This is a genomic window from Microcoleus sp. D3_18_C2, assembly GCF_036702395.1.
Classification (GTDB): Bacteria; Cyanobacteriota; Cyanobacteriia; order Cyanobacteriales; family Microcoleaceae; genus Microcoleus.
The window spans coordinates 1-14,889 of record NZ_JAUBTG010000089.1; the positions used below are offsets into that span (position 1 = coordinate 1).

Here is a 14,889-nt window from a genome sequence, read left to right on the forward strand (position 1 = left end):
CTTCTAAGAAGGGTGAATTTATCTCAAAATATACTCACCACTGATGAACAGTGTTCAATAAGATGCGTTCCCCCTGGTTGTGCGAATTGATGTGCGGAAATTTACACCTTTGGTAGCGGTAGCCTGCGACATCGCACTCAGCGGGAGTGAAAGTAAATACCAGATTTAAGTGGTTTGTCAACTTGTCCGTGTCCCGCACTGGTTAAGGTGAGGCGTGAGGGCGCGAACACGCCTTCACCATGTGCCAATTGCGTAAGTTTTGAACTAATAATTAATGACTAATTACTAATGATTATCTTCCTCCGACGACGACATTTTTAATCCGCAAATGGGGGCCGCCGACACTTACCGGCAAGCCACTCTGGCCGCCTTTACCGCAACCGCCGTAGGCATAAACCGAGTCATTTCCTATCGACTCAATATCCTTTAAAGTCTGAAATACATTGCCGCTTAAAGTGACATCGCTCACGGGTTCGGCTAATTTGCCGTCGCGAATCATAAACCCTTGAGCCGCCGCAAAGGTAAACATTTCGCCGTTGGTTTGTCCTCCCAACATCCGCACTGCATAAACTCCTTCGTCAATGTCGGCAACCATTTCGTCAAAGGAATGTTCGCCAGACTCGATCGCAGTATTAGTCATCCGCACCAAAGGCATAAAAGTAGCACTCAGAGCCCTGGCATTTCCCGTCGGACTTTCGCCCATTTTGCCCGCAGTCTCGCGATTGTGCATCCGAGCGGCTAAAACTCCATTTTTAATTAAATGCTTGCACTGAGCGGGCACGCCTTCGTCGTCGTATTTCAAAGTTCCGGGTAATCCCGGCACAGTTGCGTCGTCAATTACATTCAATTGTTCGATCGCCACAGGCTTGCCCAAAGTCAACAATTCCTGCATTTTCGGGTTTTCGTAAATGCCGTCTGCTTCCGACAAATGCCCGAAAGCTTCGTGAATAAAAACCCCCGACAAATAAGGGTCTAAAATCACCGGATACTGACCACCTTTCACCGATTTTGCCTCTAATTGGCCTACAGCTCGAACGGCAGCACTCTTAACACGATCTTCAATATTTGTCAAGACATCGTAATCCGATCGCGAGTGAATCGACTCAAACCCTTGGCGGACGACACCGCCCTCGCCGCGGGCGATCGCTCCGAAACGTCCGGTCACGTCCAAGCGCTCTTGAGCGATGCAAGTCCCTTGAGAATTCACAAAATAAGTAATCCCAAATCTGTCGCTGTAACCTGCCATTGTCGTCTGAATTCGCGGGTCATGATCTAACAGCAACTGATTGTAAGATTCGAGCAATTTCCGCTTTTCGGCTAGAGTAATAGAGCGCGGATCGCGGCCCAATTCCACCGCTACATAATCTTGAATCGGGGTGACATCTGCTAGTAGAGTTTTTTCACTACCAACCAAACGAGATTGCACTACAGCTTCTTCAATGCGGTCTTTTAATTCATCTAAACCGTTAAAAGTTACAAAACTCCAGCCACCTTTGTGACAGGCGCGGATGCCGCCGGCGAGACTAAAACTGCGGTTGACAGCATCTAACTGAGGGCCGCGAAAACTAATCGCAGTTGACTCGCTTTGTTCGAGGCGAACTTCTAGATAATCTACGCGATTGCGGTAAGGTGCGATCGCTTCCATCAACTGTTCTTGCATCAAATTGCCCCTATGAATGATTAGCCGTAGCGCTGAAAAAAATTATTGCTAAACCTATTTTAGCTAATAACTCCCGTCTTTCGGGTGCGCGTTCCCCCACCGGTGTGGTGCGGGAGCATGGCGCGTCCTACCCCATCGAGGGCGAGTCAACCAATTTTAGATTTTAGATTTTAGATTTTAGATTGATCCGTCCTGAGTCTGCGAAAGAATGAATCCGGGGGCTTATGACCACATTACTTTCGGTCAGTCGATTTGAGATTTAAAACTTTTTCCATAGAATTGATGATGAGAGGCTTGGCGGCCCGCGTTCGACGGGCGTCCTCGAACACAACAAACTCGCGCCCGCTTGCGAAAAGCCCGGTATGCCGAAAATTTTGGATTTGCCTAGAGAAATCAAACTAAACTAAATCTATCTAAAGACGTAAAAAAATACCTTAACCCCCGGCAGATGGAATACTTTAAGGTTAAAAAATTCCAAATTTCACCGTATTTAGCAGCTATTTCGGCATCAATAGCAATTTTGGTCGGAGTTGGCATTTTAGATCGATCGGAACAGCGGCGGTTTTTTCACTACAACCGCGCTAGCACCCTCGATCGCCTCAGCACAGTCCGTTCTAAGCTGGAAGGCTCTTTGAATTCCCGCCTGTATTTGATGCGGGGTGTGGGGGCTTACCTTTCCAACAACCCAAACATCACCGAAGCCGAGTTTACAGCGACGGCGAGAATTCTGGTGGCACAGCAACCGGGCATTCGCGCCATAACTTTAGTTAAAGGCACGACGGTCGCTTACATTTATCCGCGGGAGGGAAATGAAGCGGCGATCGGAGTTGACTTGACGGCGCTACCCGAACAGCGGGAAATGGTCAAAGAGGTCATCCGAACCAGAAAAACTTTGCTAGCCGGGCCCGTGAAATTATTGGAGGGGGACGAGACTTTCATCAGCCGATCGCCGATTTTTCTCACACCCTCCGGTGTCGAGGCAGAAACAGGAGTTTACTGGGGCTTGACAGGCCTGATCATCGACAAAAATACCCTCATTGAGGAAGCAGGACTCAACGACTCCTCAGCGAAGCTGCAATACGCTCTGCGGGGCAAAGACGGTTCGGGAGCCTCCGGCCCTGTGTTTTTCGGTGACGGGTCAATTTTTGAGCAGAATCCCGTGCTGCTGGAAGTGACTTTGCCCAACGGTTCCTGGCAGTTGGCAGCAATTCCGGCGGGAGGATGGCCTGCGAATTCGCCGTTTCGGGGGTGGGTGATCTTTGGAGGCGACTTGCTGGCACTTTTGACTGGGGTGGCAGTTTTTAGCGGGGTGTACGGCCGTGCGAAACTGCGGGAGAGCGAAGTTAAGTACCGGCAATTAGTTGAGAATGCTAACAGCATGATTGTGCAGTTAGACAGTGAAGGTAATATTACTTTTTTTAACGAGTTTGCTGAAACTTTTTTCGGGTATTCAGAAGCAGAAATCATCGGCAAAAGTGCGATCGGCACAATTATACCGAAAACAGAGTTATTTGAAAGTGACCTCGCGACAAAGATTCGAGACTGTTTGGCACAGCCGCAAAAATACTTCCAAAACGAAAATGAAAACATCCGCAGAAATGGAGAAAGGGTGTGGATAGCGTGGACAAATAAACCTTTACTAGATGCGAAGGGAAATGTGGCAGGGCTGCTTTGTATCGGGACGGATATTAGCGATCGCAAACAAGCTGAAATCGCCCTGCAAGGTTCTGAAGCGGAACTTCGAGCTTTGTTCGCTGCCATGAACGATGTAATTTTCGAGATTGATATTGAGGGACGCTTGCTGAAAATTGCCCCGACAAATCCAGAATTATTGTACAAGCCACCGGCGGAATTTTCCGGGCAAAAAATCAGCGAATTATTCGAGCCAGAAATGGCAGATATTTTTCACGATAAAATTCGCACCGCCCTTGCTAGAAATCAAACCTGTACTTTTGAATATAACCTGGAACTTGCCAGCGTACAAACGTGGTTTGCCGCTACCATTTCGCCAATGAAAGAAAACACGGCTCTGTGGGTAGCCCGCAACATTACGGAGCGCAAGCAAGCTGAAAATTGGTTAACGGGTCAAAAACAAATTTTAGAAATGATTGCTAAGGGTGCTTCTCTGGGCGATACTTTAAATACTTTAGTTAAAATTATCGAGCAGCAATCTAGAGATGTCATCGGTTCGATATTGCTTCTAGCTCCAGACGGAAAACATTTGCTGCACGGAGCCGCGCCCAGTTTGCCCGACAGTTACAATGCTGCTATTCATGGCATAGCCATCGGGCCGGATGTCGGTTCCTGCGGCTCTGCTACCTTTAGCCGCCAACAGGTAATCGTTACAGATATTGCCAGGGATCCTTTGTGGGAAAATTATCGAGATTTAGCCTTGAGTTTTGGACTGAGAGCTTGCTTGTCTACTCCTATTTTCTCATCTCAGGGTCAAGTTTTGGGGACTTTTGGAATGTATTATTCCCAACCGCGCTACCCCAAAAACTTTGATCTGCAATTGATAGAAGCGTCGATTAATTTAGCAGGAATTGCGATCGAACGCAACCAGGCAGAAGAAAGTCTCAAACAGCTCAATCAAGAACTCGAAAATAGAGTGAAACAGAGAACTGCTCAATTGATGCAAACTGAAGAACGCTGGCAGTTAGCACTCAAAGGCAACAATGACGGCATTTGGGACTGGAACTTGCAAACCGGTGAACTTTTTGTTTCCGATCGCTTTAAGGAAATCACTGGTTACGAAGATAGTGACATTAGCGATTACAATAATACATGGAATACGAATTTACATCCCGATGATTTAGTGAGTTCTCAGCAACTTCTTCAAGAACACTTGGAGAGAAAAACGCCTCATTACATCACCGAATACCGCTTGTGGTGCTATAACCGCGCTTACAAATGGATATTGAGTCGGGGACAAGCTTTGTGGGACGCATCTGGAAAAGCAGTCCGCATGGTAGGTTCAATTACTGACATTACGGAACGCAAACAAGCAGAGGAAGCACTGCGGGAAAGCGAGGCAAAATTCCAAAAGCTGTCTGCTAATTTGCCGGGAATCATTTATCAATTTTTGTTGCGTGCAGATGGCTCTTCCTGTTTTCCTTACATAAGTGCTGGTTGCCGAGAACTTTTTGAGTTAGAACCAGAATATATTATTAAAAATGCGGCTGTGCTAACAGATTTGGTTCATCCCGACGATCGCGACAATTACGACGAATCTATTGCTATTTCTGCCCAAAATCTGCAACCTTGGCAGTGGGAAGGACGGCTGGTACTACCTTCAGGCAAAATTCGCTGGTTTCAGACAAATTCGCGTCCTGAAGCTAAGGAAAACGGCGATATTCTTTGGGACGGCATCACCGTTGATGTTACCGATCGCAAACAAGCTGAATTAGAATTGCAAGAAAGCCAGCAGTTTATTCAAAAAGTAGCCGAGGCTACTCCCGGTATTTTGTATCTATACGACTTGGAAGAACAGCGAAATATCTACACGAATACTTCACTGTTCGGGCTTTTGGGATATACCCTTGACGACATTACAGCGATGGATTCGTCACTCATGCCTCAGTTGATCTACCCCGAAGATTTGCCTAAAATTGTGGAACATCACGCGAGCTTTGCAGAAGTTGAAGATGGCGAAACTAGGGAAATTGAGTACCGGGTACAGGGAGCATACGGTCAATTGTTGTGGCTGCAAAGCCGGGATACTATTTTTAGTAGGAATGCGGAGGGTCAGGCTAAGGTAATAATTGGAGTTTCCCAGGATATTACGACTCGCAAGCAAGCAGAGGAAGCACTGCGGCAAAGCGAGGAACGAGAAAGAGAAAAAGCCAGAGATTTAGAGTCAGCGCTGCGGTCATTGCGCTCTACTCAAACTCAACTCATTCAAACAGAAAAAATGTCTTCTTTGGGGCAATTAGTGGCTGGGATCGCTCACGAAATTAATAATCCCGTTAATTTCATTCACGCTAACATTGATTATCTCAACCAGTATACTACACAGTTGCTGGATCTTGTTACTCTTTACGAACAGGAGTATCCCGCTCCTAATTCAAAAATTGTCGATCGCATTGAAGAGATTGATTTGGATTTCATGGCTGAGGATTTAAGAAAAGTTATGGGTTCGATGCAGGTAGGAAGCGAGCGCATCCGGCAAATTGTATTGTCCCTCAGAAATTTTTCGCGACTGGACGAATCGGCAATGAAGCCGGTGGATATTCACGAGGGAATTGAGAGCACTTTGTTAATTTTGCAGCACCGCTTGAAGAGTCGGGACAGCCGCCCGGAAATTGAAGTAATTAAGGAGTTCGGGAAACTGCCGCTGGTGGAGTGCTATGCCAGCCAACTGAATCAGGTGTTTATGAATATTATTGCTAATGCAATTGATGCTATTGAAGAGCGATATCACCAGTTATCGGTTCCACAATCAGAGACAAAGAGTGGCCGCATTACTATTTCCACTGGTGTAACCCCCCAGAACACTGTGAGGGTAGAAATTTCGGACAACGGTACGGGTATTCCCGATGGGATAGTCGATCGCATTTTTAACCCGTTTTTTACTACGAAAGCTGTGGGGAAAGGTACGGGGTTGGGAATGTCTATCGCGCACTCGATTGTGGTGGAAAAGCACAAGGGTAAGATTGAGTGCATTTCTTCCATAGGATGCGGAACAACTTTTCAGATTGAGATTCCGATCGACAAAGTGTATAAATAGTAGGGCGTCAGTCGATTTTAGATTTTAGATTTTAGATTTTAGATTTGAGATTGACTCCGCAGTGGTAGGGTGCGTCAGTCGATTTTAGATTTTAGATTTGAGATTGACTCCGCAGTGGTAGGATTCGTCAGCAGAGCCTGATTTTCAGGCGCGCAGCCAGGGGCCATAAGCTGACTCACCCTACAATTTAAAGACTAAAATAGACGGAAGCTGCTAACGAAGCGGTGCTGCATCAAACCTTTAATTGTATAAAAATTGACATGATGGGATTAATCCTGGAAGCCCTGCAAGCAATGGGACACAATGTCCGCTGGATGTCTTGGAATTTGTTTTTGGGTTTAGTGCCGCTGGGCCTGAGTTTTTGGCTGTTCCGCAAACCTCGATCGCGCTGGCTGCTGTGGGGTACGGGCTTTCTCCTAGGCGCTACTTTTTTGTCCAGTACGCGCCCTGTTTTTGCGTATCTGAGGCACATAGTGCAAGATGTGGGCAAAACTTACGTTTTGGGGGCGATCGCGATTACACTGGCACTGATGGCTGTAGACATCTGGGTACTGCGGCAGCGCGGAGTTCGCTCTCTCCGGTGGTGGGGCGGTTTTTTCTGGTTTATCGCATTTTTACCCAATGCGCCCTACGTTTTAACTGATATCATTCACCTGATCCGCCAGATTAAAGAGGGGAACTCGGTGTGGACTGTGACTCTGGCTTTGATTCCCCAATATCTCGCGTTTATGCTGGCCGGGTTTGGAGCTTACGTGCTGTCGGTGATGAATTTGGGTTACTATTTGAAGCAACAGGGTTTGAGTAGATTTATCCTGGTAACGGAGATAACTATACACGCACTTTCGGCGATCGGCATCTATTTAGGGCGATTTATCCGCTTCAACACTTGGGACATTCTGACTAACCCCGATGCGCTGGTTAACAGTGTAATGAACGATTTGATAGGCAAGCGTCCGGTTTTAGTAATGGCTGTCACTTTTGTAGTAATTGCTGTTTTGTATTGGCTAATGAAACAAGTAATTTTAGGGATTAGCCAGCGATTTTACCCCAGTAAATTGCAGTCGGACTTGGCCGGCGATAGCGCAACTTCTTCCAGCTAGAGAGATTTTAGATTTGAGATTAAAGAATTGATTTAACAGATGAATATAAGAGCTTGAACAAAGCTCCCAAATTTTGGGTCTCCACCAGTTAACTCGGAAAACCAGTTTCCGTCTTTGGGTGAGACAAAATTTTTCGTGAAACTCCGACATAAATTACTGCTGCCGTTTGTCACAATACTTGATATGTTAGAACAGTCAAAGTAGTTTTGTAAACAGCAAAGATGAATCGATTTGACCGTCAGTTGTGGCAGAGATTTATTGCGATAGCTCAACCTTACTTTTATCCTTTAGAGCCTGGGAGTGGCAGAATCTTTTTAGGATTAGTGATGCTGTTGTTGATATTTCTCTTCGCTGCGATGTTTGTACTCGTCAGCGCTGTATGTTTGGGTACTCAAGTCTTATTTCCCGAATTTGTCAATAGTATTGCAGCCGGCTTAGTTACTTTGTTGAAAGGAATTATTAATTCGCCCGCAATTGCGATCGTGGCTTTAATGTTAATTCTTCCTTTCAGCGCTTTTGTCTGGTTCAAAGACAGATTGACACCGCACTGGCAGCCCTGGGCTTTATTGACTTTGCTGCTGTTTTTGTCGCTGTCAGTCAGTGGTATGAATGTAATAATTAGTTACGTCGGTAACTTTTTTAACACAGCACTAGCTAAGAAAGACCAGCTCAATTACTGGAAGTATCTGTTTGTGTATGCAGGGGTTTTTATAGTCGGCACTCCCATTGTGGTAATTTACCGGTATACCGAAGATAAATTGGGTATCTACTGGCGGGAGTGGATGACTAATAAGTTCCTCGATAAGTATTTTCAGAATCGGGCTTATTACGAAATAAATTTACACAAGGAAATCGACAATCCAGACCAGCGAATTTCCGAAGATGTCCGCTCTTTTACCCGGACAAGTTTGTCATTTATGCTGCTCATCCTTGGTTCAATAGTTAATATTATATCTTTTACTGGTATCCTGTGGTCTATCTCAAAACAACTTTCGATTTTTCTGATTATCTATGCTATTGTGGGCACGACAGCTACTCTAGTTTTTGGTCAAAGATTAGTACCTCTGAATTTCGAGCAACTTAAAAAAGAAGCAAATTTTCGCTACGGACTGGTTCACATTCGCGACAACGCCGAATCTATTGCTTTTTATGGAGGCGAGGAGCAAGAATCATTTCAAATAAAGCAGCGATTTGTGGAAGTATTCCGCAATTTTAATTTGCTAATTGGTTGGCAGCGAAACTTGGATTATTTCACAACTGGATACGGATATGCTGTTGTGATTATTCCGGCTTTGTTTCTAGCTCCAACTTATTTTGCAGATCAAAATGGTACAATCGAGTTTGGAGATATCACTCAAGCTGGTTTTGCTTTCACTCAGGTTTTGCGCGCTTTTTCTGTGATTGTAACTCAGATTGAGCCGCTGAGTTCTTTTGCAGCTAGTATCAATCGTTTGACTGTATTTACAGATACTCTGGAAGCGAAACAAGCGGTATCTCGTCCTGGAGGAACTGCTATAGATGTAGTAGTAGATTCTCAGTTGACACTGGAGCACGTTACTTTAGATACTCCGCAGCATCAAAAGACTTTAATTAGGGATTTGTCGGTAGCAGTGCAGCCCGGTGAAGGACTGTTAATTGTCGGACAAAGCGGTGCTGGGAAGAGTTCTTTGCTGCGGGCAATTGCGGGTTTGTGGGACGCGGGAACGGGGCGTTTAGCGCGACCGGAATTGGGGGAAATGCTGTTTTTGCCGCAGCGTCCTTATATGATTTTGGGTAGTTTGCGATCGCAACTTTTGTATCCCCATACCAGCAGCGAGGTTGATGAGGAAAAATTGCGCCGCGTTTTGGCATCAGTAAACTTAGCAGATTTGCCGGACAGATTGGGCGGTTTTGATGCGAATTTAGATTGGGGTGAGATTTTGTCGCTGGGAGAACAGCAACGTTTAGCTTTTGCTAGATTGTTATTGACGGAACCCAGATACGCTATTGTGGATGAGGCGACAAGTGCTTTGGATTTGAAGAACGAGCAATATTTATACGAGCAGTTGCAAGCCACTAAAACTACGTTTGTGAGTGTGGGCCACCGATTGAGTTTAGTGAAATATCACCAGCAGGTTTTGGAACTTATGGGCGATGGGAGTTGGCGGCTGCTTTCTGCCCGAGAATACCGCGCTAGTGCGACAATTTTTGGCTGATATAGGGCTGCTTTCAAAAATTGTAAATTGACCCGGTTTTTGGTTCGCGGTGGGTGGAGGCGCGGTTGGAGATTTATCGTTTGGTTCTACAGATTAATCGCCGCGCCTCCACCCACCCTACAATAGGTTCTACTAAAGTTGCATTCTTTGTTTAAATTCACATCTTGCACCATTGTCAAGAACAGGCTTTCCAGCCTGTTTCACAATAAAATTTATCTCTTGTGGAACAGGCCGGAAAGCCTGTTCCTAAGCAAGTAATTGAGAATGGTGCAAGATATCAGTTTAAACTGGTATCACAATGGATAATTGGGTATAAATATCTAAATCTGTCTAAACAACTAAAAGCAAGCTGAACGTTGACTGATTCGATTCAATTGCTCGCCCGCGAGAACTCACACAATATAATAGAAGATAGATTTTTAGTATAGACGAGATTCCTACCTTGACTACTCCGATTCCTCAAAACTTTGTGCAAACGATCGCCAAACAACGCGGTGTCACAGATGCCGAGTTAGAAACTGTGTTTATGGCTCTCGACGGTCAATCTACGGCGACGATCGCAACCAAGCTTGGCATTAGCGACATCGCCGTTCGCAAAAGACTAGGCGAAGTTTACAAAAAGTTTCAGATCGGGGGGAATGGCCCTGGAAAGCTTTCGGAATTGAGGCATCAGTTGCTGTTTTCATACCACATCGATCGGGGAACGAGCGATTTTAGTGGAGGTAAAGGCTCTCTATTGAAGATGGCCATCGGACACCGACAGGAAGATTGGGGCCAAGCACCGGATGTTTCGGTTTTTTACGGACGGACTGAAGAATTAACTACTTTAAAGCAGTGGATTGTATCAGATAATTGTCGCCTGGTAGCGCTGCTTGGTTTGGCTGGTAGCGGCAAAACAACTCTGTCGGTGCAGTTGGCCTCACAGGTACAGAATGAGTTTGATTTTGTGATTTGGCGATCGCTGCGATCGACACCCGCACCATCCGACTTCCTAGGAAGCTTAATTCAACTTTTTTCTAACCAACAAAAACCCGATGTGCCGTTAGGGGATCTCGCCCCTACGGGGGCTACGCCAACGAAGAGGATCGACCTCAACAGCAAAATTTCGCGCTTGGTCGAGTATCTGCGAAAACACCGCTGTCTGGTAATTTTAGACGATTTTGAAGCGGTTCTCAAACCCGAAGAATTAGCGGGACACTATCGCGAAGGCTGCGAAGGATATCGAGATTTAATTGTGCGGCTCGGTGAGGTCAATCACAATAGCTGTTTACTGCTAGTTAGTTCGGAAGAGCCTACGGAACTGGCTTTGCTGGCGGGAGAAAAAGTGCGGTCTTTAAAACCTGCTATTTCCTCGGAAATAGCGCGGGAAATTTTCCAAGAAAAAGGTTTGTCGCCTCAAGATCGAGAGTTGGAAATCTTGTTATCCCGGTACGGAGGCAATCTGTTAGCCTTAAAGATTGTAGCGACAACAATTAACGAGTTTTTCGAGGGGAATGTTTTAAAGCTTTTGGAAGCTACGGCGTTATTTATTGAAGAACATATCAGCAATTTGCTGGCGCAACAGTTCGATCGAATGTCGAGTTCAGAACAAGAGATTGCCTACTGGATTGCTATTGCTCAAATCCCGATTTCCCTGGCGACTTTGCGAGAGCAGATGTTGGTCAATTCATCGCTTTCGGATTTGCTAAAAAATCTCGATTCTCTAGGTCGTCGCTCGCTGATTGACAAAATTAGTGAGGGCGGGGAAACTGTTTTTATGCTTCAGCCTTTGATCGTGCAATATGTGACGGATAGATTAGTCGATCAGATTCGAGCGGAGGTTTTGGAGACGGTTAAGACCCAAGGAATAGAAAGAATGCGGCTGTTGAAAACTCACAAATTGAGCATCAACATTGCTAAACGGAAAGGGGATAAAGGCGAACCAAGTCGCTCTATTTTAGCATTAGTAAAAAATCGGTTGCAAGTGTTGTTTGTGAAGACGACAGGCTTTGAAGAACCGCTAAATATCTTGAAAAAAGTAGCCTCTGATCTCGATGATAAATCGATTCTTGAGGTGGGATATGCTAGGGAGAATCTGGCGCAGATTATTTCTGAAATTCAGCGCTAAGAAAAAAGCGATCGCCCTTTGACAAAAGCGATCGCCCAATTTTCAACAAAAACAGAGTTCGAGAAAATTATTTGACAATGCCAAAAACCGATGCAGATTCAGCCCCTGTAATTTTGTCCAAAGCAGGCGATTTTTGAGCTTGGGCAATTTTGGGAACCAAAAGTTGATTCGCATAAATCCGAGGATTTTGTTGAGCAATTTGGATGTAAGATTGGCGGACTTCTGCGTTGACTGCGACAGTCTTGGCATCGTAGACTTGCATCGCCATGTTGGGATAAAAACCAATGCCGACAATCGGTATCAAAAAGCAAAATGCGATCGCCACTTCCCGAGGTTTAGCATCAATAAACGGTGCATCACCCGGCAAAACGCAACTATTACCGAAACAAACCGCTTCATCCAGATTGTTTCTTTGATTCTGCAGATTTAGATCCTCAAGGTCGCAAGCCGCTAGTGTCCCACAGTTGTAAAATAACTGTCGCAGCATCGAGAGCAAATAAATCGGCGTCAAAATCAGTCCTACTGCCGCCAGGAACACTGTCACCGCGCGGAAAGAACCGCTGTACATATCGCTAGTTGCGACGCCCACAAACACGGACAATTCGCTAGCAAAACCGCTCATTCCGGGGAGTGCCAAAGATGCCATCGCGCCTGCGGTAAACAAGGCAAACACTTTCGGCATGACTTTCCCAATCTCGCCCATCTCGTCCATGATCATTGTATGGGTGCGATCGTAAGTAACGCCAGCCAGGAAAAACAATACTGAGGCGATTAAACCGTGGGAAATCATTTGCAACAGCGCCCCGTTGATTCCCAAATCCGTGAAGGAAGCAATACCCAACAACACGAATCCCATGTGAGAAATCGACGAATTCGCTAAGCGGCGCTTCATGTTCGATTGGCCGAAGGAATTCAGCGCGCCGTAGATAATATTGACCACGCCGAGCACCGCCATAATCGGTGCAAAGTAAACGTGTGCTTGGGGAAGAAGTTCCAAATTCAGGCGAATCAGTCCGTATCCGCCCATTTTCAGCAATACGCCGGCCAGAATCATCGACACGGGAGAAGATGCTTCGCCGTGGGCATCAGGTAGCCAAGTGTGGAAGGGGAAAATCGCCAGTTTCACACCGAAGGCAATCAGCAATCCCGCATAAAGGAATAATTCTAAACCCAGTGGGTAGTCCTTCAAGCCTAGTTCTACCATGTCGAAGGTGGGAGTGCCTCCGCCGTAGAATGCCATTGCCAAGGCAGCTATCAAAATAAAGATGGAAGCGCCTGCGGTGTAAATCAAGAATTTGGTAGCTGCATAGCGACGGTTTTGTCCGCCCCAAATCGAGATTAACAGGTACACCGGAATTAGTTCTAGTTCCCAGACAATGAACAGCAGCATGATGTCTTGGGCGACGAAAACTCCTATTTGTGCGGAGTACATCACCAGCATCAGGAAGTAGAATAGTCGTGGCTTGCGATCGACTTCCCAGGCTGCAAAGATTGATAGCGTCGTCACCAATCCCGCCAACAGTACCAACGGCACTGACAGTCCGTCAACGGAAACAGACCAGTTGAGACCTAAAGAAGGTATCCAGGAATATTGCTCTACGATTTGGAAAGTAGAGATGCTTGGATCGTAATGAGTCCAAAACACCCAGCACATTAATACAAAATCTGCAATACCTACGCCTAGGGCATACCAGCGAATGGTTTTGCCGTCTGTATCGGGCAGAAAAGGGATGGCGAGGGAAGCTAGGAGGGGTAGGATGACAATTGCGGTCAGCCAAGGAAATTGATCCGCTATCATATTGAGAATAAATACTTAGTTGGAAGTTACCAAAATTATAATACTAAATTTAATTAAAACTTAAGATTTATTCATAAATATTTTTTATATCCCGATAAACGCGGACAAAAATATCACGAATTGCTACACACGTCAAGGGTTATTCGATTTTTGATTTTCGATTCAGGACTTACGAACAACAAAATATAGCGTTTTGTAGGCGCAATCTGCCTGTGGTGGCGCCTATTCTGGTAGAGGGTTGGTTAAAAGTGGAGTTTTTCATAGGGCGGAGTTGCTCTGACGGATAGTTCTGGTAGTTTCTCGATGGGATGGGGCGGGTTTATCTGATTTGTCGGTGGGTGTCATATATTTCGGTGAACCCGCCCCTTGCAAGCTCCAAGTAACGCCTGAGCATTCCATCAAAATTGATGCAACCCTTCAGGCATTCGCTAATGCTTGTGAATACGTGAATCAAACTGTGCCACCAACCCTGACAAATGAATTGGCGATGCAATCAGCAGGTATAAGCTGTTGTGCATTTAAATTGTATGTTGAGGGCGGGCAAGATGCCCACCCCACAAAAGTGAAAATTTATCTTACCCTGCAATTTAAATGCGGATTAGCTTATCACAATGTCAGAGAGATGTTTGGACTTTCGGCGCAGTTGGCAATCCATGCTATTAGACGGGTTTCTGGTAACAGAAAAACAGCTAAAAAAGATGGGAAGCCTGTTAACAACTTTGCTCCTACTAGCGTCACTTACGATACCCGTATCTTTTCTTTTAGGGAAAAAGATTGGACAGTAAGTTTGACTACTACTGGTGGTAGGGAACGGTTTGTACTGGCTATCGGAAACTACCAACTTGGATTGCTGAAAGGTCAAAACCCCAAGACTGCTACTTTGTGCAAACGCAAAATGGCAGGGGAGCATCCCGATTTTGTAAAAGTGCTATCCAGAGAGGATAATAGGTAGAGCGTCAACGGAAGCGTGAACTGCATTTGTAGGAGGAGTGGCTATGACCCCTGAACAGAAGGAGCGTTTAAAAGCTTGTGCTGCTGAGATTGCCGAGATTATGTACACAAATACTCCGGTCTCAGAATTATCAAGTCTGGAAACAATCGAAAAGCATATTCGAGAGCAATGGCTAGAATTAGTCGGGCCCGAGGTTGGTTTTTTTTTATCAAACAGGCAACAGGAACAGAATCAGGACGGTCTCGCACAGTAAAAAGTTGCATTGGTAAGCTAATAATTACTGAAAAACAAGCCGAAAAATTGGGAGTCAAAAAATCTACTCGTTTAGCTCCATTATTTGAAAAATGCTGC

The 14,889-nt window shown here is 45.5% G+C and carries 8 protein-coding genes; 6 read left to right on the forward strand and 2 right to left on the reverse strand.

Annotation, left to right across the window (positions count from 1 at the left end):
- Positions 1-292: 292 nt before the first annotated feature.
- Positions 293-1,660: a TldD/PmbA family protein gene (locus QUA88_RS27950; protein ID WP_333057730.1), complete on the reverse strand. Its 1,368-nt coding sequence runs from the start codon at positions 1,658-1,660 to the stop codon at positions 293-295.
- 448 nt (positions 1,661-2,108) lie between these two features.
- Between QUA88_RS27950 and QUA88_RS27955 the strand changes: the two genes are divergently transcribed.
- From QUA88_RS27955 to QUA88_RS27970, 4 genes are all read left to right on the forward strand, one after another.
- The gene (locus tag QUA88_RS27955) at positions 2,109-6,386 is read left to right on the forward strand and encodes a PAS domain S-box protein (protein WP_333057732.1); all 4,278 of its coding nucleotides are present in this window, start codon (positions 2,109-2,111) and stop codon (positions 6,384-6,386) included.
- Positions 6,387-6,646: 260 nt separating this feature from the next.
- Positions 6,647-7,486: a DUF1361 domain-containing protein gene (locus QUA88_RS27960; RefSeq protein ID WP_333057733.1), complete on the forward strand. Its 840-nt coding sequence runs from the start codon at positions 6,647-6,649 to the stop codon at positions 7,484-7,486.
- A gap of 221 nt (positions 7,487-7,707) precedes the next feature.
- Positions 7,708-9,681, forward strand: coding sequence for an ABC transporter ATP-binding protein/permease (locus tag QUA88_RS27965; RefSeq protein ID WP_333057734.1), 1,974 nt, complete (start codon positions 7,708-7,710; stop codon positions 9,679-9,681).
- Positions 9,682-10,123: 442 nt separating this feature from the next.
- Entirely contained in the window at positions 10,124-11,788 is a 1,665-nt protein-coding gene (locus QUA88_RS27970) for an NB-ARC domain-containing protein (RefSeq protein ID WP_333057735.1), read from the forward strand.
- Between the two features lie 67 nt (positions 11,789-11,855).
- On the opposite strand, the gene QUA88_RS27975 is transcribed toward QUA88_RS27970, so the two are convergent.
- Positions 11,856-13,586: an NAD(P)H-quinone oxidoreductase subunit 4 gene (locus tag QUA88_RS27975; protein WP_333057736.1), complete on the reverse strand. Its 1,731-nt coding sequence runs from the start codon at positions 13,584-13,586 to the stop codon at positions 11,856-11,858.
- A 445-nt stretch (positions 13,587-14,031) separates the two neighbouring features.
- Here QUA88_RS27975 and QUA88_RS27980 point away from each other — a divergent pair, with 445 nt between their 5' ends.
- Positions 14,032-14,538, forward strand: a complete 507-nt coding sequence (locus QUA88_RS27980; protein ID WP_333274988.1) for a hypothetical protein — start codon at positions 14,032-14,034, stop codon at positions 14,536-14,538.
- 43 nt (positions 14,539-14,581) lie between these two features.
- Positions 14,582-14,791, forward strand: a complete 210-nt coding sequence (locus tag QUA88_RS27985) for a hypothetical protein (protein WP_333274990.1) — start codon at positions 14,582-14,584, stop codon at positions 14,789-14,791.
- Positions 14,792-14,889 lie beyond the last annotated feature (98 nt).